This window comes from Pseudomonas putida (genome assembly GCF_028682455.1).
GTDB classification, from domain to species: domain Bacteria; phylum Pseudomonadota; class Gammaproteobacteria; order Pseudomonadales; family Pseudomonadaceae; genus Aquipseudomonas; species Aquipseudomonas putida_AA.
Map to the genome: position 1 here is coordinate 267,920 of NZ_JANHLD010000005.1, position 18,269 is coordinate 286,188.

General features: G+C 62.4%; 18 protein-coding genes. 5 read left to right on the forward strand and 13 right to left on the reverse strand.

Features of this window, described 5'->3' with window-relative positions; genetic code table 11:
• Nucleotides 1-129 precede the first annotated feature (129 nt).
• The 9 genes from NPS58_RS28185 to NPS58_RS28225 form a co-directional block, all read right to left on the reverse strand.
• Nucleotides 130-735, reverse strand: a complete 606-nt coding sequence (locus NPS58_RS28185) for an START domain-containing protein (protein WP_274118472.1) — start codon at nucleotides 733-735, stop codon at nucleotides 130-132.
• A gap of 32 nt (nucleotides 736-767) precedes the next feature.
• The gene (locus tag NPS58_RS28190; RefSeq protein ID WP_274118473.1) at nucleotides 768-1,022 is read right to left on the reverse strand and encodes a YkgJ family cysteine cluster protein; all 255 of its coding nucleotides are present in this window, start codon (nucleotides 1,020-1,022) and stop codon (nucleotides 768-770) included.
• A 125-nt stretch (nucleotides 1,023-1,147) separates the two neighbouring features.
• Nucleotides 1,148-1,582 carry a translation initiation factor 2 gene (locus NPS58_RS28195; protein WP_274118474.1) on the reverse strand — a complete coding sequence of 145 codons (435 nt, stop codon included), beginning with the start codon at nucleotides 1,580-1,582 and terminating at the stop codon, nucleotides 1,148-1,150.
• Between the two features lie 60 nt (nucleotides 1,583-1,642).
• Entirely contained in the window at nucleotides 1,643-3,088 is a 1,446-nt protein-coding gene (locus tag NPS58_RS28200) for a PLP-dependent aminotransferase family protein (protein WP_274118475.1), read from the reverse strand.
• 204 nt (nucleotides 3,089-3,292) lie between these two features.
• Nucleotides 3,293-4,102 carry an OmpA family protein gene (locus tag NPS58_RS28205; protein ID WP_274118476.1) on the reverse strand — a complete coding sequence of 270 codons (810 nt, stop codon included), beginning with the start codon at nucleotides 4,100-4,102 and terminating at the stop codon, nucleotides 3,293-3,295.
• The gene (locus tag NPS58_RS28210) at nucleotides 4,099-4,452 is read right to left on the reverse strand and encodes a DUF4398 domain-containing protein (RefSeq protein WP_274118477.1); all 354 of its coding nucleotides are present in this window, start codon (nucleotides 4,450-4,452) and stop codon (nucleotides 4,099-4,101) included. Before NPS58_RS28210 ends, NPS58_RS28205 begins: the two co-directional genes overlap by 4 nt.
• 9 nt (nucleotides 4,453-4,461) lie before the next feature.
• A complete protein-coding gene (locus tag NPS58_RS28215) occupies nucleotides 4,462-5,286 on the reverse strand; it encodes a substrate-binding periplasmic protein (RefSeq protein WP_425313160.1) in 825 nt (274 codons plus the stop codon).
• A 112-nt stretch (nucleotides 5,287-5,398) separates the two neighbouring features.
• Nucleotides 5,399-6,328: an electron transfer flavoprotein subunit alpha/FixB family protein gene (locus NPS58_RS28220; protein WP_274118478.1), complete on the reverse strand. Its 930-nt coding sequence runs from the start codon at nucleotides 6,326-6,328 to the stop codon at nucleotides 5,399-5,401.
• Entirely contained in the window at nucleotides 6,329-7,078 is a 750-nt protein-coding gene (locus NPS58_RS28225) for an electron transfer flavoprotein subunit beta/FixA family protein (protein ID WP_028945368.1), read from the reverse strand. It lies immediately after the preceding gene.
• Nucleotides 7,079-7,622: 544 nt separating this feature from the next.
• On the opposite strand from NPS58_RS28225, the gene NPS58_RS28230 reads away from it, so the two are divergent.
• On the forward strand, nucleotides 7,623-9,287 hold the full coding sequence (locus NPS58_RS28230) for an electron transfer flavoprotein-ubiquinone oxidoreductase (protein ID WP_274118479.1): 1,665 nt from the start codon (nucleotides 7,623-7,625) through the stop codon (nucleotides 9,285-9,287).
• An 85-nt stretch (nucleotides 9,288-9,372) separates the two neighbouring features.
• On the opposite strand, the gene NPS58_RS28235 is transcribed toward NPS58_RS28230, so the two are convergent.
• Together NPS58_RS28235 and NPS58_RS28240 are read right to left on the reverse strand one after the other, a co-directional pair.
• Nucleotides 9,373-10,683: an MFS transporter gene (locus NPS58_RS28235; RefSeq protein ID WP_274118480.1), complete on the reverse strand. Its 1,311-nt coding sequence runs from the start codon at nucleotides 10,681-10,683 to the stop codon at nucleotides 9,373-9,375.
• A 110-nt stretch (nucleotides 10,684-10,793) separates the two neighbouring features.
• The gene (locus NPS58_RS28240; protein ID WP_274118481.1) at nucleotides 10,794-11,279 is read right to left on the reverse strand and encodes a histidine kinase; all 486 of its coding nucleotides are present in this window, start codon (nucleotides 11,277-11,279) and stop codon (nucleotides 10,794-10,796) included.
• Nucleotides 11,280-11,317: 38 nt separating this feature from the next.
• Between NPS58_RS28240 and NPS58_RS28245 the strand changes: the two genes are divergently transcribed.
• From NPS58_RS28245 to NPS58_RS28260, 4 genes are all read left to right on the forward strand, one after another.
• Complete coding sequence (locus tag NPS58_RS28245) at nucleotides 11,318-11,506, forward strand: hypothetical protein (RefSeq protein WP_274118482.1); 189 nt, start codon at nucleotides 11,318-11,320, stop codon at nucleotides 11,504-11,506.
• A gap of 76 nt (nucleotides 11,507-11,582) precedes the next feature.
• On the forward strand, nucleotides 11,583-12,761 hold the full coding sequence (locus tag NPS58_RS28250) for an efflux RND transporter periplasmic adaptor subunit (protein WP_274118483.1): 1,179 nt from the start codon (nucleotides 11,583-11,585) through the stop codon (nucleotides 12,759-12,761).
• A gap of 1 nt (nucleotide 12,762) precedes the next feature.
• Nucleotides 12,763-14,730 carry a MacB family efflux pump subunit gene (locus tag NPS58_RS28255; RefSeq protein WP_274118484.1) on the forward strand — a complete coding sequence of 656 codons (1,968 nt, stop codon included), beginning with the start codon at nucleotides 12,763-12,765 and terminating at the stop codon, nucleotides 14,728-14,730.
• A 3-nt stretch (nucleotides 14,731-14,733) separates the two neighbouring features.
• Nucleotides 14,734-16,137 carry an efflux transporter outer membrane subunit gene (locus tag NPS58_RS28260; protein ID WP_274118485.1) on the forward strand — a complete coding sequence of 468 codons (1,404 nt, stop codon included), beginning with the start codon at nucleotides 14,734-14,736 and terminating at the stop codon, nucleotides 16,135-16,137.
• Nucleotides 16,138-16,177: 40 nt separating this feature from the next.
• Here NPS58_RS28260 and NPS58_RS28265 read toward each other — a convergent pair whose 3' ends face one another.
• Together NPS58_RS28265 and NPS58_RS28270 are read right to left on the reverse strand one after the other, a co-directional pair.
• On the reverse strand, nucleotides 16,178-17,500 hold the full coding sequence (locus NPS58_RS28265) for an ATP-binding protein (RefSeq protein ID WP_274118486.1): 1,323 nt from the start codon (nucleotides 17,498-17,500) through the stop codon (nucleotides 16,178-16,180).
• Nucleotides 17,497-18,180, reverse strand: a complete 684-nt coding sequence (locus NPS58_RS28270; RefSeq protein WP_274118487.1) for a response regulator — start codon at nucleotides 18,178-18,180, stop codon at nucleotides 17,497-17,499. The genes NPS58_RS28265 and NPS58_RS28270 overlap by 4 nt, the downstream gene beginning before the upstream one ends.
• Between the last annotated feature and the right edge of the window lie 89 nt (nucleotides 18,181-18,269).

Below are 18,269 nucleotides of genomic sequence, written 5' to 3' on the forward strand. Positions count from 1 at the left end.
TGGGCCGAACGCAAAAAAGGCTGCCTTCGGGCAGCCTTTTTTTTGGCCTGCTGGAGCAGGCTTGCCCCGCGAGAGGCCCGCACTGCAATCACAGTTGCGCTAACGACTCAAATCTCAACATCTGTACGCTTACTGCTTCTCTGCCTTCGCCTTCAACGCCTTCAAGGTATTGAACGGCGCGTCCACCACAAATTTGTTGGCCAGCCACGACGGGACGCTGCCACCCGGCTCGGTGTGCACCTGATAGGTCACTTCAGTGGCATCCCCCTTGGGCACCAACTTCCAGAAACCTTCAACCTGGGACACACGCACAAAGCCTTTCTCCTCAGGCTGGTACTTGGGCACCCCTTCAAGCTTGCGGGTCAGGCTACCGTCGGCATCCTGAGTGGTGGTGACATGCAGGATCGAGTCACGCGCCGTTACCGGCCATGGAGTGTTGAACTGGGTGTAGGTCCAGGTTTGGTCACCTTCGTGCTTGAGCAACTTCTGCGATTTGCACTCGTGAATCCACGCGCAAGCACCGACCACATCTTCCTGCAGCGCCTTGACCTTGGCCAACGGCGCCTTGATCAAGGTGACGCCGCGGTAGGCCTTGTACTCGGAACCGGCCACTTCGCTCAGCGAAATCTTGATGCCGTCTTCGTCCTTGGCCACTTTCCAGTCGTCGGCATGCACCAGCGGCGCCAGCATTGCGCTCAACCCGATAACCACTGCCACTTGCTTAAACGATCCCATTCTATTGTTCCTTATTGTCGAAGATCCGCGTTTCAAGCTGCCGTCATTTGCTCCAGCCAACCAAGGATTCTGATCGCCTCATCGCGATCGCTGCCGCACACCTCTGCCTCGGCCTTGAACCCGCCACACACCGCCGGCCGTTCGGGCTTGCCGAACAAGCCACACAGGTTGGCAGCCGACAAATGCAGGCAACGCTCACCCGCCGGTTTACCCTTGGGCATACCAGGAATCGCAGAGCTGATGGAGGGCGCAATGCAGCAGGCGCCACAACCTTCACGGCAGTTCATGACAACAGAATCCTCGGTGCAACAAATGATGAATGAGCCTGGATAGTACTCGTTTAAACAGGCGTTTGAAATTACTCGTAATACGAAAAATCAGCGCATTTACGGTGACTGGCGAGTCACCGCAGCTATTGCTTGAACTCGAATTCGATGGCGGCGCCTTCGATATCCTGACGAGCATCATTGCGCAGTTGCAGCTGCATCTCGTTGCTCAACAGCCGGCCGTTCAGCTGAAACGGACTGTCGGAAGGAGGTTTTTCGCCAAACAGGTAAGGCAGCAACGGCTTTGGCGTTGACACCGGATCCTGGGAGGCCGGCTTGAGATCCTTGACCATGTCGGCAGGTAGGCTGAGATCGACCCTGGCACTGGGCAGGGGCTCGGGCGCAGGCTTGGCGGGCTTGGACGCTTTGTGGCGTACCGCTGGCTTATGCTTTTCTGTCGCCGGTGCCTTTTTTGCCGTGGACGCGCCCGCCTCGGGCGCCGCCTGGACCATGGCCGAGCCGTTGCCGACCCAAGCGACCAGCAAACACAGGACCAGGCCGACACCACGCAACGCTTTCATAGACACTGACGATCATTCCATAAAGTGCCTATGCTCCCCGTTCCCGCGAAGACTGGCAAGTTAGAAAAAGCCGGTCGATCCGGTCTCCTGGCACAACTGGCTGGCCAACATCCCCAAGGTCATCAAGGCACGTTCCGCCTCGCGGTTCCACGGAATCCCGCAGTTCAGTCGAATGCAGTGGTTGAACTGTTCTGTATTGCTGAAGATCAGACCCGGCGCGATGCTGATCCCCTGCTGCAGCGCACGCACATGCAACTCCTGGGTATTGACCCGCCCGGGCAGGCTGACCCAGAGAATAAATCCGCCGGTGGGCCGGGTCATCTGAGTACCTTCCGGGAAGTGCTGCTGCACCGCCAGCTGGTAGGCGCTGAGGTTCTTGCGGTACTCCTGGCGGATATAGCGCAGGTGGCGGTCGTAGCCGCCGTTCTCAAGGTAAGCGGCCACGCCCATTTGGGTCACACTGCAAGCGGAATGCGTGGTGAAGGTCTGCAAGCGCTGGATTTCAGCCTGGTACTTGCCGGCGATCATCCAGCCAATGCGCACACCTGGCGACAAGGTCTTGGAAAAGCTCGAACAGTAGATCACCCGCCCCAGGCGGTCGAACGCCTTGAGTGCCTTGGTCTTGCCCTGCTCGAACATCAGTTCGCCATAGATATCGTCTTCAACGATCTGTATGTCGAAATCCGACGCCAAGCGCAGCAGCTGCTTCTGGCGATCCTCGGGAATGGTGCCGCCGAGTGGATTACTCAGGCGCGCGGTCAACACCAATGCCTTGATCGACCACTGGTTGGCTGCCAGTTGCAGCGCCTCCAGGCTGATACCGGTAGACGGGTCGCTGGGAATCTCGATGACCTTGAGCCCCAGCAGGTCGGCCAGTTGCAACAGTCCATAATAAGTAGGCGATTCGGCGGCGATCAGGTCGCCAGGTTTGGTCAAAACCCGCAGCGACATTTGCAGCGCATCGACACAACCGTGGGTGACGACCACTTCGCTGGGATCGACCACGACCCCGGCATCGCGCATTCGAATGGCAATCTGCCGGCGCAACGGCTCGAACCCCGGGCTGAACATATAGCTGAAGGCGCGCGGGCTATGAAAGCGCGTGACCTTGGCCAATTGTTGGTGCAACGCCCGCACCGGCAGGTAGTCGACATGCGGCACCGCTGCACCAAACGGAAATACCCCGTCGCGCCGCGCCTCGGTCAACACCTGCTGGATGATACTGCTGCGGGTAACCAGGCCCGGCCGCTCTACCCTGGCGATGTCCGGGGTTTGCGCAGTCAGCGCTGGGGTCTGGTGTACGTAGTAGCCGGACTGCGGGCGAGCACGGATCAGCCCCTGGTCTTCCAGGTTGGCGTAGGCCTGCAGCACGGTGGCATGACTGACATTGAGCTGCGAACTCATCTTGCGCACCGACGGCACCCGCTCACCCGGCTGATAGACACCGCGCCGGATATCCTCGGCCAATTGCTGGGCAATGCGTTGATAGAGCAGCAGGTTGGTCATGATCGGTTCTCGACACGCAGGCAATGTAGTTATTGTTGTTCGACTCGATTTTCGAGCCAGAATACCGGAACAGTTGCAAAGTGTACTGGGACAGATTGCAGAATAGTAGACAATACAGTTGTGTGACAGCGCCTGCTGTCGACCCTTTCACAGGGCACAAAAAAACCCGACGAGGTCACTCGTCGGGTTTTTTATACAACTACCTCAGCGCGCTGCGCCGAGCTTGCCCTTTTCGTCGGAGAAGACAATCTCGACCCGGCGATTCTGCGCCCTGCCCCGCTCCGAGGCATTGGCCTCGACCGGGTACTGGTCACCATAGCCTTCGACCTCGATTCGTTTCTCGTCGACACCCAGATCGACCAGCATGTCTGCCACGGCCTGGGCCCGATCCCGGGACAACTTGAGATTGTCTTCCGGCGCACCCGTACTGTCGGTGTACCCCTCGATGCGTACGATGCGCTTGGGGTTGAGCTGCAGGAACTGCACCAGCTTGAGCACGGTACGGCTGGCCGAATTCTTCAACTCCGCACGACCGGTGTCGAACAGCACATCCCCCAAGGTCATCACCAGGCCGCGATCCCCCTCGGTGGTAGCCAGGCTGACAATCTGCGCCTCGACCCACTTGCCCTGTTGCTGCACGCTGGCGAGCTTGGCTTCGCGCAATGCCAGCTGAAGGCGCTGGCGCTCAAGTTCCAGCTTGGCCAGGCGCTCCTGGTTGAGCACCAGGTTGGTGTGCTCGCGGGCGATATCGCTGTAGCGCTCGCTCAGGTATGCATAGTGGCGAACATCGGCACCAGTGCCCAGGTAAGTGGATAGCCGATCGGCCCGGGCCAGGGATTCACCGGCACGGATGACATCCCGGGGCGCGCTGCGCAACACATCGGAATCGTCCTTGACGGTCTGGAACTTGGCGGTCGCGTCATCGAGCGCCGATTCGCTGCGCTGGCTGGCACAACCCTGCAGGCCCACGATCCCGACCAACAGCAGGGCCGCAATAGGTTTGATCGAACTCACTGCTGTTCCCCCAACTGTTTGCGCAGGCGATTGACCCGCGACTGCAGCAGGTCCAGCTGCTCTTTGCTCTTGCTGGTCAGTACCCGCGCTTCGGCCAGGCGCGCATCAAGCTCGGCCTGCTCGGCGCGCATGCGGGCATCGCGGTAGGCCTCACTGGTCATGTTGACCCGGGCCCTGGCCATTTTGTCTTCGGCCAGCTTCAGCTCGGCCACCTCATCGGTCGCGCCGACGGCCTTGGCCTGCTCCAGCGCCTGCTCAGACAAGCGAAACTGCTCATTGGGTGCCGGGTCATTGGCACATCCGGCCAAGGCCAGTAGCGCCAGGGCGGCGAATAGTGGTTGGGTTCTCACACAATCTTCCTACTGTTTAGGGGCATCCAGCGGTGCCTGCATCTGCGCTTTCCAGCGCTCGATATTGCGTTGCAGCACCGCCTGAGACACGCCGGAGGCCGGCAATTCTGTCAGCTTTTTCGCCAGTTGTCCGCGTATCCAGGTGTCATTGCAGGCTGAATTATGCGACAGCGCCACATACAACCCCGGGCGATCCAGGGGCAAGCCGCGCGCCACCAGTTCATTGCTCATACCCAGCGATTGCGCCATGGCCATGCCCGAGTAACGCCCGGCCAGCACGTACTCCACCTGACCCAGCAACAACTGCTGAAAGGCCTGAGTAAGGTTCTGTGCCGATGAGAGTTTCAAATTGGACTTGGCAAAGGCTTCGAATTCGGGGGTCAGCCGGGACTTTTGCGACAGGCTGCCCTGGCGCTCATGCAAATCGGCCAGGCCATCGTAGACCAGCGGCGAGTCGTGCCGGGTCCAGACCAGGTACTCGTTGTGCATCAGGGGCGGATGAACGTAGTCCACCGCCGTCAGCTCAGCCACCACCAGGGGCGCATCGATCAGCATGTCGACCCGCCCACTGCGCACCTGTTCAAGGGCCTCGCTGCGGGTGCCGCTGTAGAGAATCTCGACTTTCACCCCAAGCTGCGTCGCAACCTGGTCGAGCAGATCGGCATTGGCGCCGATCAGGTGCTTGGGGTCCTTGGGGTCGCGCCATAAATAAGGCGGAGCGTCGGGACTGCCGGTCGCCACCAGGCGCTCGCACTTGCCCGCTGCCATTGCCTGCGACGGCAGCAACACCGCAGCGAGCACCAGCGCCGTGTTCATCCGGCCAAGCCATCCCATGCAAACGACTCCTTACCTTCTCGCACAATAAAAAAGCCCGGTCCGCTGGGTTGCGCAAGACTGGCTTGCACAACCCGCCCGGACCGGGCCCTTTATAAGTGAAGCAGCGGGATTAAACCAGCTTCTCCAGCTCAGGTACGGCTTCGAACAGATCAGCCACCAGGCCGTAGTCGGCCACCTGGAAGATCGGCGCTTCTTCGTCCTTGTTGATCGCAACGATCACTTTGGAGTCTTTCATGCCGGCCAGGTGCTGGATCGCGCCGGAGATACCAACGGCGATGTACAGCTGTGGCGCAACGATCTTGCCGGTCTGACCGACCTGCATGTCGTTGGGTACGAAACCTGCGTCGACCGCAGCGCGCGAAGCGCCAACGGCAGCACCCAGCTTGTCGGCCAGGGAGTACAGGTGCTTGAAGTTGTCGCCGTTCTGCATGCCGCGACCGCCGGAAACGACGATTTTGGCAGCGGTCAGCTCAGGACGGTCGGACTTGGCCAGCTCTTCGCCAACGAACGCCGATTTACCAGCGTCATGCGCTGCAGCGACGCTTTCGACCGCAGCCGAACCACCTTCGGCGGCAACGGCGTCGAAGCCGGTGGCACGTACGGTGATGACCTTGACGGCAGCGTTGGACTGTACGGTGGCGATAGCGTTACCGGCGTAGATCGGACGCTTGAAGGTGTCAGCCGATTCAACCGAGATGATCTCGGAGATCTGGTCGACGTCCAGCAGCGCGGCAACGCGCGGCAGGATGTTCTTGCCGTTGGAGGTGGCAGGTGCCAGCACGTGGCTGTAGCCCTTGCCCAACTCGGCGACCAGCGGAGCGACGTTTTCTGGCAGTTGGTGCGCGTAGGCAGCGTTGTCGGCAACCAGCACCTTGGCGACGCCGGCGATTTTCGCTGCGGCTTCAGCAACACCACCTACGTTCTGGCCAGCGACCAGCACGTGGATGTCGCCACCGATCTTGGCGGCAGCGGCAACAGTGTTCAGGGTGGCCGGGGCAACGGCACCGTTTTCGTGTTCAGCGATAACCAGGATAGTCATTTAGATTACCTTCGCCTCGTTCTTCAGTTTCTCGACCAGTTCAGCAACCGACTTGACCTTGATACCAGCGCTGCGAGCAGCCGGCGCTTCGACTTTCAGGGTCTTGTTGGTGGAGGCGGTGGAAACGCCCAGCGCGTCTGGAGTAACGGTTTCCAGAGGCTTTTTCTTGGCCTTCATGATGTTTGGCAGCGACGCGTAGCGTGGCTCGTTCAAACGCAGGTCGGTGGTGACGATCGCAGGCAGGTTCAGCGCAACAGTCTGCAGGCCGCCGTCGATTTCACGGGTGACGTTGACCTTGTCGCCAGCGACTTCGACCTTGGAGGCGAAAGTACCCTGGGCGAAGCCGGTCAGCGCAGCCAGCATCTGGCCGGTCTGGTTGTTGTCGCTGTCGATGGCTTGCTTGCCAAGGATCACCAGCTGAGGTTGCTCTTTGTCGACCACAGCCTTGAGCAGCTTGGCCACGGCCAGGGAGGTCAGCTCGTCGGCGGATTCGACCAGCACCGCACGGTCGGCACCCAGTGCCAGGGCAGTACGCAACTGCTCCTGCGCCGTAGCGGGGCCTACGGTAACGACGACGATCTCGCTCGCCACGCCCTTTTCTTTCAGGCGTACGGCTTCTTCTACGGCGATTTCGCAGAAGGGGTTCATGGACATCTTGACGTTAGCAAGGTCGACGCCGGAGTTGTCCGCCTTGACGCGAACCTTGACGTTATAGTCGACCACTCGTTTGACAGCTACAAGAACCTTCATGGATTCCTCGTTACTCTCCGGTGAAAAGAATGTCGCCTGGGGCAAACCCGGCGATTGCGCGTGGGTACAAGGGCACCTCTAAAAACGATTGCAGCCGGTCGAATTCAACCCTGACTTAGCGGTCTCGATTTGACCTTGCAGAAGCAAAACCCGTGGTCCATTTTCTGTCGTGGTGTGTAAACTCCACTACAAAGCGGGTTAAGGCCTCAATGCCCTGCTTTTCGCCTGGTTTTTAGGGGTGCACCTGCATCCGACGGTCAGCCTACGGCGAGCGCAAAACCGCTCGTATCTTGACCGTAACGCCCAATCCGGTCAATACGGCAAACCGGTCAGCTTCAAGCCGCGCTTCTTTGATTTTACTGGCCTGCGGCAAATTCAAACAAACGTTTGTATTGGACCCCGTGAGTGGTGTAGATATAATGCGCGGCCAAGAGAAAGCGGTGTAGTCCGTCATCACTCGAGCTACAGCCCGAGCGCATTCAAAATGACCGCCTGACACCCGCCAACAAAGAAAAACCGATGAGCCTTGAGTAGGAGAGAACCTGTGGAACGCGAATACATGGAATTCGACGTGGTCATCGTCGGCGCCGGCCCGGCGGGCCTGTCCGCCGCCTGCCGACTGAAGCAGAAGGCCGCCGAAGCCGGTAACGAAATCAGCGTTTGCGTGGTTGAGAAAGGCTCTGAAGTCGGTGCCCACATCCTCTCCGGCGCGGTGTTCGAACCACGCGCCCTGAACGAACTGTTCCCGGACTGGAAAGAGCTCGGCGCCCCGCTCAACACCGCCGTCAAACGCGACGACATCTATGTGCTCAAGGATGCTGGCAGCTCGATCAAGGTCCCGGACCTGTTCGTGCCCAAGACCATGCACAACGAAGGCAACTACATCATCTCCCTGGGCAACCTGTGCCGCTGGCTCGCCCAGCAGGCCGAGAACCTGGGCGTGGAGATCTACCCGGGCTTCGCCGCCCAGGAAGCGCTGTTCGACGAGAACGGCGTGGTACGCGGGATCATCACCGGCGACCTGGGTGTCGACCGTGAAGGCAATCCTAAAGACGGCCTGTACACCCCAGGCATGGAACTGCGCGGCAAGTACACCTTGTTTGCCGAAGGCTGCCGTGGCCATATCGGCAAGCAACTGATCAAGCGCTTCAACCTCGACAGCGACGCCGACGTCCAGCACTACGGCATCGGCCTCAAGGAAATCTGGGAAATCGACCCGGCCAAGCACGAACAGGGCTTGGTCGTGCACACCGCCGGCTGGCCGCTGGATGTGATGGCCAAGGACAACACCGGTGGTTCCTTCCTTTATCACCTGGAAAACAACCAGGTGGTTGTCGGCCTGATCGTCGACCTGTCGTACGCCAACCCGTTCCTGTCGCCGTTCGACGAGTTCCAGCGCCTCAAGCACCACCCGGTGATCAGCCAGTACCTCGAAGGTGGCAAGCGCATCAGCTACGGCGCCCGCGCCCTGGCCAAGGGCGGCTTGAACTCGCTGCCTAAAATGGTTTTCGCCGGTGGCGCCCTGATCGGCTGCGACCTGGGCACCATGAACGTGGCCAAGATCAAGGGCAGCCACACTGCCATGAAGTCCGGCATGCTCGCAGCAGACGCAGTGGCCGATGCCCTGCTGGCCGGTAGCGAAGGCGGCGATCAGCTCAACACCTACGTCGAAGCGTTCAAGGCCAGCTGGCTGTATGAAGAACTGTTCGCCAGCCGTAACTTCGGCCCGGCCATGCACAAGTTCGGCCCGATGCTCGGCGCTGCGTTCAACTACGTTGACCAGAACTGGTTTGGCGGCAAGCTACCGTTCACCCTGCACGACACCAAGCCGGACTACGCCTGCCTGAAACTTGCAGCTGATTCGAAGAAAATCGACTATCCCAAGCCTGATGGCAAACTCAGCTTCGACAAGCTGAGCTCGGTGTTCCTCTCCAGCACCAACCATGAAGAAGAACAGCCGTGCCACCTCAAGCTGGCCGATGCGAGCATCCCGATCGGCACCAACCTGCCCCTGTACGACGAGCCGGCCCAGCGTTACTGCCCGGCGGGCGTGTACGAGGTAGTCACCCAGGAAGACGGCGCCAAGCGCTTTCAGATCAACGCCCAGAACTGCGTGCACTGCAAGACCTGTGACATCAAGGACCCTTCGCAGAACATCACCTGGGTCACGCCGGAAGGCGCCGGTGGCCCGACTTACCCGAACATGTAAGCCGGCCCGCCACTAAAAAAGCCCCCTCGCCTCACGGCCAGGGGGCTTTTTATTTTGTAGGAGCAGGCTTGCCCCGGGACAACCGTCAGCATCGCACCCCTGCTTCCTCGATCGTCGCGCCTTCCCGTCCGCCGAAATACATCGCCGTCAACAACCCCACAGCCCCCATCACCAACGCGAAACCCGCGCACACCCATGGGCTCCATGGCATCAGAGCGATCAGCATCAACGGCGTGGTACTGGCCCACAATGCATAGGCAATGTTGTAGGTGAAGGAAATGCCCGACACACGAATCGGCGCCGGGAACAGACCGACCATCACCGACGGCACCACTCCCACCACGCCACAAGCCAACCCCGCCAGGGCATAGGCCACGCCGGGCCATTCCCAGCCGCTCACCAGGCTTGCGTACAAGGCGCCGATACCCAGCGGCATCAGCAGGCTGTAGAACATCAATGCGCGCCAGGCACCGATACGGTCAACCAGCAACCCCGCCAGCACGCAACCGATGTTGAGAAAGACAATGCCCATGCTGCTCAAGGCAAAGGTATGCCCGGCGTCCATGCCAAAGCGCTGCTGCATGATAGTGGGGGTAATCACCACCAGCACCACCACCGCCGAGGTCAGCACACAGGTCAGCAGCACCGCCGGCGCCAGCGCTCGCCGATGCTCGCGCAGCACGGTGCTCAGCGGAAAGGCTACCGGTTGCTCGCGCCGTTCGCGCAAGGCCAGGAACACCGGCGTCTCGCTCAGCCAGCGGCGCAGCCACACGCCGATCACACCGAACACACCGCCCAGCAGGAAGGGATAGCGCCATGCGTAGTCGAGAATCTCCTGGGGGGTGAACCACTGCGCCAGCGCGGTCGCCGTCAAGGCTCCGAGCAAGTAGCCAAAGGTCAGGCCGGCCTGGAGAAAGCCCAGGGCATAGCCGCGACGCCCGACCGGAGCGTGCTCGGCCACGAACACCCAGGCACTGGGCACTTCGCCGCCCACCGCCGCGCCCTGCAGAATGCGCAGGGCCAGCAGGATCAGCGGGGCGAAGTAGCCGATGTCGGCGTAGGTCGGCATGAGGCCGATCAGCAAACACGGCAAGGCCATCATCAGGATACTCAGGCTGAAGACCTTCTTGCGCCCCAGGTGATCGGCGAAATGCGCCATCAGGATGCCGCCAAGGGGCCTGGCCAGGTAGCCCGTGACAAAAATGCCGAAGCTTTGCAGCAGGCGCAGCCACTCCGGCATCTGCGGCGGGAAGAACAGCTGACTCAAGGTCAGGGCAAAGAACACGAAGATGATGAAATCGTAGATTTCCAGCGCGCCGCCCAATGCCGCCAGGCTCAGGGTCTTGTGGTCACTGCGGCTCAAGCGCATCGCTGGCGCAGGCGTAGTGGCTGTCATAGGAGCATCCATCAATCAGTGGGCAGACCAACGCGCACGCCGGCGCGCCTGGGCAAACGCAAGAGGATAACAAAACGCGCACCCCTGGGGTGCGCAGGTGCTATCAGCGCTCAGGACTGGCGGGAGAACGCACTCGAGCCAAAGCTCATCCGTCGCGGGGTATAAGCGGGATGCGGGATTCGCTCAGTAATACCCGGCAATTGCCCCAGCACCTTGGGCGCATCGATGATGCCCATGAAGGTCTGCAGGGTTTCGTTGTCGGGCACTTTGGGCAGGCTGATGTTCACCGCCTGGCGCTGGGTGGCGGGAATGGCAGGCACCTTCAGGTGCTGGGACTGGTATAGCAGGGCATGCTGGATCTGCGAATTGACCCGGCAAAAACGCTCCAGGTCGACGCCGACATGGTTGGCCAGGTCGATGTTGCCAACCAACAGATTGAACGGCTGCAACGCCGCCTGCACCAAACGCTGCAGGTCTTCGAAGCATTCCACGGGGGCGATACGGTAATAGCCCATGCCGTTGAGCATCTTTTCCAGCTGCATCAACTGCATCGGGTGCTCGTCGGCAATCAGGATCCGCATGGATTTGTTTGGCATCGTCTATGACCAAGGCTTGAGAGCGTTAGTGACGTTCCTTGACCATACTGCGCCAATATTTCAACTACAGGCTGGAGGCGGGTAATCCGCCTGTGAAAGGGTCTTCACTGATAGTTGTAGGGAATCCCTCAGAAATCAAGCAAGGCCTGCAAGGAATTTTCAGCACGCCTGGCGACAACGACATCTTCCTGACGCTATTCAACGATGGCTGCATCGAGCAGATCTGAATGATGGCAGTTTGCAACAATACAAATTACAATCATTTGCATTATGAGTATCACCCCCTCCTGGCTGGAAGCCCGCATGAGACGTCCTTCGAACAAACGCCGCCTGCTTCTGTGCGGCCTCGGCTTGCTCGCCCTTAGCGCCCTGCTCGCCTGGAAAGCCCTGCCCGCCGGTAGCGACCCGCTGAGCACCGTCAGCGTCACCCGCACGGACATCGAAAGCAGCGTCACCGCACTGGGCACCTTGCAGCCCAGACGCTACGTGGACGTCGGCGCCCAGGCTTCCGGGCAGATCCGCAAGCTGCACGTGGAGGTGGGCGACCCGGTCAAGACTGGCCAATTGCTGGTCGAGATCGACCCCTCGACCCAACAAGCCAGGCTCGACGCCGGTCGCTTCTCGATCGACAACCTCAAGGCCCAGCTTGCCGAGCAGCAAGCCCAGTACCAATTGGCCGAGCAACAGTACAAGCGCCAGCGCAACCTGGCCGCCGGCGGCGCCACGCGCGAAGAAGACGTGCAAAGTGCCCAGGCCCAACTCAAGGTCACCCAGGCCCGCATCGACATGTACCACGCACAGATCCGCCAGGCCCAGGCGAACCTGCGCAGCGATGAAGCCGAGCTGGGCTACACCCGAATCTATGCACCGATGTCCGGCACCGTGGTTGCCGTCGATGCCCGCGAGGGCCAGACCCTCAACGCCCAGCAGCAAACACCGTTGATCCTGCGCATCGCCAAGCTGTCGCCGATGACCGTCTGGGCCCAGGTATCGGAAGCCGATATCGGACACGTCAAACCCGGCATGACGGCCTACTTCACCACCCTGGCTGGCGGCAAGCGTCGCTGGCACAGCACGGTACGCCAGATCCTCCCAGTGCCGCCCAAGCCACTGGACCAGTCCAGCCAGGGCGGCGGCAGCCCGGCCAGTGCCGCTGGCAGTGGCGCAGGTAGCAAGGTGGTGCTGTACACCGTGCTGCTGGATGTCGACAACGCCGACAACGCCCTGATGGCAGAAATGACCACCCAGGTGTTTTTCGTCGCCGGGCGGGCCAGCAAGGTGCTGACCGTACCGGTGGCGGCCCTGGATGAAGACACCAGCGCCCAGAGCATGGCTGTTGCCCAGGTGCTGAACGCCAACGGCAAGGTCGAGCAGCGTCGGGTACGCACCGGGCTCAGCGACCGCTTGCGGGTGCAAGTACTGGACGGCCTGGCCGAAGGTGAACGGCTGCTGATCGGCGCACCTGCTGCCAGCGGAGGTTGAGGTGAGCACACCACTGATCGAACTGCGCGACATCCGCAAATCCTATGGCGGGGTCGACACTCCCAGGGTCGACGTGGTGCGAGGAATCAGCGTGGCCATCCACCCCGGCGAGTTCGTGGCCATCGTCGGTGCCTCCGGTTCCGGCAAGTCGACCTTGATGAACATCCTCGGTTGCCTGGACCGGCCAACGTCCGGCGAGTACCTGTTCGCCGGCAGGAATGTGGCCGACCTGGACAGCGACGAGCTGGCCTGGTTGCGTCGCGAGGCCTTCGGCTTTGTGTTCCAGGGCTATCACCTGATCGCGTCGGGCTCGGCCCAGGAAAACGTCGAGATGCCGGCAATCTATGCCGGCACACCTGCTGTCGAACGCCATGCCCGCGCCGCCGCCCTGCTCGATCGACTGGGGCTTGCCAGCCGTACCGACAATCGCCCCCATCAACTCTCCGGCGGCCAGCAGCAGCGGGTGTCGATCGCCCGGGCGTTGATGAACGGCGGCCATATCATTCTCGCCGACGAGCCCACCGGCGCCCTCGACAGCCAGAGCGGCGCCGAGGTCATGGTCTTGCTCGACGAGCTGGCAAGCCAGGGGCATGTTGTCATCCTGATCACCCATGACCGCGAAGTCGCGGCGCGGGCCAAGCGCGTCATCGAGATTCGCGACGGCCTGAAAGTCAGCGACTCGGCCAACCAACACCCGGTCACCCAGGCCGATGCCCCTGGCCTGCAAGCCGAAGACCTGCGCCGGCGCCTGGACCAGGGCGCCACCCACCGCGGCGCCTGGAAAGGCGAATTGCTCGAGGCCCTGCAAGCGGCCTGGCGGGTCATGTGGATCAACCGCTTTCGCACCGCCCTGACCTTGCTTGGCATTGTCATCGGCGTGGCGTCGGTGGTGGTCATGCTGGCCGTCGGCGAAGGCAGCAAGCGCCAGGTGATGGCGCAGATGGCCGCGTTCGGCTCCAACATTCTCTACCTCAGCGGCAGCGCCCCTACCCTGCGTGAACCGGCCGGCGTCGTGACCCTGGAGGATGTCGCCGCGGTAGGCAGCCTGCCCCAGGTGAAGATGATCATGCCGGTGATCGGCAACAAGCTGATGGTCCGCTACGGCAACAACAACCAGCAGTTCTATGTCGGCGGCAACAACACCTTTTTCTCCGAGATCTTCAACTGGCCCGTGGTCGAAGGCAGCTTCTTCACCGAGGACGACGAGCAGACCGCAGCCGCCGTGGCGGTGATCGGCCAGAAGGTCAAGGAAAAGCTGCTGGGCGATCAAGTCGATCCCATCGGAAAGTACATCCTGGTGGAGAACGTGCCGTTCCAAGTGGTCGGTGTGCTGCAGGGCAAAGGTGCCAGCTCGGGCGATCAGGACAGCGACCAGCGCATCGTGGTGCCCTACTCGGCCGCAGCCATTCGCCTGTTCGGCAGCCGCGACCCGGAGTACGTGACCATCGCCGCCGCCGACTCGCGGCGAGTGGCCGAAACCGAAGCGGCCATCGACAGGCTGATGCGCAAACTGCACAACGGCAAGCACGACTACGAACTGAGCAACGACGCGGCGCTGATCCAGGCCGAAGCGCGCACCCAGAACACCCTGTCGCTGATGCTCGGCTCGATCGCCGCGATCTCGTTGCTGGTTGGCGGCATCGGGGTGATGAACATCATGCTGATGACCGTGCGCGAACGCACCCGTGAGATCGGCATCCGCATGGCCACCGGCGCGCGGCAGCGCGACATCCTGCGTCAGTTCCTCAGTGAAGCGGTACTGCTGTCGATGGTCGGCGGCCTCACCGGCATCGCCCTGGCCCTACTGATCGGCGGTGGATTGCTGCTGTCCGATATCGCCGTGGCCTTCTCCCTGGCCGCCGTCCTCGGCGCGTTTGCCTGCGCGGTGGTTACCGGGGTGGTGTTCGGCTTCATGCCTGCGCGCAAAGCCGCCCGACTCGACCCGGTCAAAGCCCTTGCCAGCGAATAGTCCATGAACCTGCCCAGCCGTCTCAGCCTGTTGTCCATCAGCGTGTTAATCGCCGCCTGCAGCGCCACGCCCACGCCGCCACAAAGCGACTTGCCAACACCGGCCCAGTGGCAAAGCCAGCTTGCCAACCCCGATCAGCCGTTGCCTGGCGAACACTGGTGGCAACAATTTGCCAGCGCGCAGCTCAATCAGTTGATCCAGCAGGCCCGCCATAAAAGCTTCGACCTGGCCGCTGCCGCCGCACGCGTTCGCCAGGCCCAGGCTTCGGCGGTGATCGCCGGCGCGCCGTTGCTGCCGGAGGTCAAGTTCGGCCTCGATGCCAGCCGCCAGCGCCTGCTGCGTGGCGATGGCTTCGACCAACTGGATGCCAGCGACTATGAGCGCACCAGCACTTCCTTTGACACGCGCCTGAGCGCCAGCTACGAGATCGATTTCTGGGGTGGCAAGCGCGCCGCCCGTGACAGCGCACTGCACGGCCTGGACGCCAGCCGCTTCGACCGCCAGACCGTCGAGCTGACCTTGCTCGGCGGCGTTGCCAACAGCTACCTGCAAAGCCTGGCCCTGGCCGAAAAGGTGCGCATTGCCCGGCTCAACCTGGCCAACGCCAAGGATGTGCTGAACCTGGTACAGACCCGTTTCGACTCAGGATCGGCCACCGCCCTTGAACTTGCCCAGCAGCGCAGCCTGGTTGCCGGGCAAGCACGCCAGGTACCGTTGTTCGAACAGCAACTGCAAGAAGCGCGTATCACCCTGGCGACCTTGCTGGGCGAACCGGTGCAACGGCTGCCGCCGATCCAGGAAGCCATCGAGGGCCTGCGCTGGCCCGGCATCGGTAGCGGCGTGCCCAGCGACCTGCTCAGCCGCAGGCCCGACATCGCCGCTGCCGAAGCACGACTGGCGGCAGCCCGGGCCGATGTCACCGTGGCCCGCGCCGCGATGCTGCCAAGCTTTACCCTGGGCGCAGATGTGGGTTCAGGTGCCGATACCTTTGCCCGCATCCTGCGCAGCCCCTACTACACCCTCAGTGCCGGGCTCACGGCGCCGATCTTCAACAATGGCCGACTGAGTGCCGAGCGCGACAAGGCTCGGGCAGTGGAGGAGGAACTGCTGGAGAACTACCGTGCCAGCATCATAGCCGGCTTTGCCGACGTTGAAAAAGCCCTCGCCGGCATCGGCGGCGTCGACAACCAGCGCCAGTGGCAGGATCAGGAAGTCGAACAAGCACGCATCGCCTTTGCCCTGTCGCAGAACCGCTACCGGGCCGGAGCCGAGACCTTGCTGACGGTGCTCGAAACCCAGCGCACCCTGTATCAGGCCCAGGACCAGCAAGTGCAGCTGCGCCTGGCTCGCCTGCAAGGCAGCGTGGCGCTGTACAAAGCGCTGGGTGGGGGTTGGCAGGCCCGGTAAGCCCGCCTGAGCGGATCAAGGTGGCCTGCGGCTAACCTGATCAACCACTGCGCAGCGGGATCTGCAGCAGCACCCGCAACCCGTCGCTGCGGCTGTCAAAGCGCAGGGAACCGGCGCAGCGCTGGACGATGGCCTGGACAATCGCCAGGCCCAGGCCGCAACCGCCGCTCTGGCCATGGCGCCAGAAGCGCTCGGTCAGGTGCTCCAGGTCCTGCTCGGCAATCCCGGGGCCGTGATCGCGCACGGTGAAGGCCACACGGTCCTTGTCCATCTGGACCGCCAGCTCCACCGGCTCGGTTCCCCGGGTGTGGCGCAGGGCGTTGTCCAGCAGGTTGCGCAAGGCGGTTACCGCCAAGGGTGCAGGCATGCCCAGATAAGCCTGGGCGGCACCTGGGTCCAGCTGCAGCGCGATGCGCTGCGAATCGCCAAGGCCAGTGTCCTGGATCGCCTGGCGCGCCACTTGCTCGGCGCTGCACTGCACACCGTCCTCGAACGACAGGCTGCCTTCCACCCGCGCCAGCAACAGCAGTTGCTCCAGGGTACGGTGCAATCGGTCGGCGCCCTGTTCGGCGTGCTCAAGCGCCTGCTCGCGGATGTCGCCATCGGTCATGCGAGCCACCTGCAGGTGGGTCTTGATGGCGGTCAGAGGGGTGCGCAGCTCATGGGCGGCATCGTCGGTCAGGCGGCGTTCACGCTCGATGGTCTGGGCGATGCGCTGGAACAATTGGTTCTGGGTCTCGAGCAGCGGCTGCAACTCGCTGGGCAGGCCCCGCACCTGCAAGGGCTCCAGGGCATCGGGGCTGCGCCGGCGCAGGGCATCGCGCATGCGGTTGAGCGGCGCCAGGCCCTTGCCGACACCGATCCACAGTAACCCCAGGCTACCCAGCAGGGCGACCAGCACCGGCGCCGAGGCGGCCAGCAGGATCGAGCGGTTCAGCGCTTCGCGCTCCTGGTGGCGGTCTGCCGTGGTGATCCGTACATCTGCGCGGTAATAGGTGAAGGTGCGCCAACGGGCATCGTCGATGGTCTGGTCGCGAAAACCGCTGCGGTCGTCGTTGAGCACCTGGTCGTTGCTGTGGTTGCGGGCAATGATTTCGCCACGCAGCGAGCTCACCTGGCACGCCATGCCATCGGGCACGCTGAGCTGATCGGCGCTGATCCGGGTGCTCTCGCCCTTGCTTACCAGTGGCTGGGGCATCTGGTCGATCAGGCCGGCCACCATGCGGGCCGACGCCACCAGGCGCTGATCCAGGGAGAACATCATCTGGTGGCGCAGGTCGCGCAGCATCCAGGCTGCCGCCAGTGCCCAGATCGCCACGAATGCGGCACCCAGGATAAGCGTCAGGCGTACTCGCAGGCTCATGGCTGCGAAACCTCGGGCAGTTGCGCAGGCCCCAGGCGATAGCCCAGGCCCCGCACGGTTTCGACAATGCCGTTGCCCAGCTTGCGGCGCAGGTGATGGATATGCACGTTCAAGGCGTTGCTCTCGACCTCGTCGCCAAAGCCGTAGACGCTGTCCTTGAGTTGCTCGCTGGACAGGACCCGGCCACGGTTGTGCAACAGGGCCTGCAGCAATGCCTGCTCACGTCGCGACAGATCGACCGGAACCCCGCCCAGGCAGGTTTCCCGGCTACTGGGATCGTAGCTGAGCGGGCCATGTTCGATGATATTGACCGCACGTCCCGCCGAGCGGCGCAACAAGGTGTGCAAGCGCGCCGCCAGTTCGCGCAGATCGAAGGGCTTGAGCAGGTAGTCGTCGGCACCGGCCTGCAGGCCGTCGACCCGGTCGGTGATCGCATCGCGGGCCGTCAACACCAGTACCGGCAGGCTCTGGCCTTGTTGACGCAGGCGCTGGAGCAGCTTGAGCCCGTCTTCATCGGGCAGGCCAAGGTCCAGCACCATCACATCGAAGGCAGCCGCCTGAAGCATCGCCTGGGCGGCGCCGGCCGTGGCCACCCGGTCAACGGTCATGCCCTGGGCGGTCAGCCCGGCGGCGATGCCGCTGGCAATCAGGTCGTCATCCTCGCAGAGCAGTACGTGCATGGTGGGTCTCGGGACTCAAAGTGGGCAGTGAAGCGCAGGCGCATTAAGCCAGGATTATGCCGTGCCAGGGCCGAATCGTCGCGGCTGGC

Bases quoted from the DNA above. Each gene is read 5' to 3' on its own strand.
- NPS58_RS28215 (WP_425313160.1), bottom strand. From the start codon at position 5,286: ATGGGATGGCTTGGCCGGATGAACACGGCGCTGGTGCTCGCTGCGGTG.
- NPS58_RS28220 (WP_274118478.1), bottom strand. From the start codon at position 6,328: ATGACTATCCTGGTTATCGCTGAACACGAAAACGGTGCCGTTGCCCCG.
- NPS58_RS28225 (WP_028945368.1), bottom strand. From the start codon at position 7,078: ATGAAGGTTCTTGTAGCTGTCAAACGAGTGGTCGACTATAACGTCAAG.
- NPS58_RS28195 (WP_274118474.1), bottom strand. From the start codon at position 1,582: ATGAAAGCGTTGCGTGGTGTCGGCCTGGTCCTGTGTTTGCTGGTCGCT.
- NPS58_RS28250 (WP_274118483.1), top strand. From the start codon at position 11,583: ATGAGACGTCCTTCGAACAAACGCCGCCTGCTTCTGTGCGGCCTCGGC.
- NPS58_RS28190 (WP_274118473.1), bottom strand. From the start codon at position 1,022: ATGAACTGCCGTGAAGGTTGTGGCGCCTGCTGCATTGCGCCCTCCATC.
- NPS58_RS28200 (WP_274118475.1), bottom strand. From the start codon at position 3,088: ATGACCAACCTGCTGCTCTATCAACGCATTGCCCAGCAATTGGCCGAG.
- NPS58_RS28185 (WP_274118472.1), bottom strand. From the start codon at position 735: ATGGGATCGTTTAAGCAAGTGGCAGTGGTTATCGGGTTGAGCGCAATG.
- NPS58_RS28265 (WP_274118486.1), bottom strand. From the start codon at position 17,500: ATGAGCCTGCGAGTACGCCTGACGCTTATCCTGGGTGCCGCATTCGTG.
- NPS58_RS28240 (WP_274118481.1), bottom strand. From the start codon at position 11,279: ATGCCAAACAAATCCATGCGGATCCTGATTGCCGACGAGCACCCGATG.
- NPS58_RS28270 (WP_274118487.1), bottom strand. From the start codon at position 18,180: ATGCACGTACTGCTCTGCGAGGATGACGACCTGATTGCCAGCGGCATC.
- NPS58_RS28235 (WP_274118480.1), bottom strand. From the start codon at position 10,683: ATGACAGCCACTACGCCTGCGCCAGCGATGCGCTTGAGCCGCAGTGAC.
- NPS58_RS28260 (WP_274118485.1), top strand. From the start codon at position 14,734: ATGAACCTGCCCAGCCGTCTCAGCCTGTTGTCCATCAGCGTGTTAATC.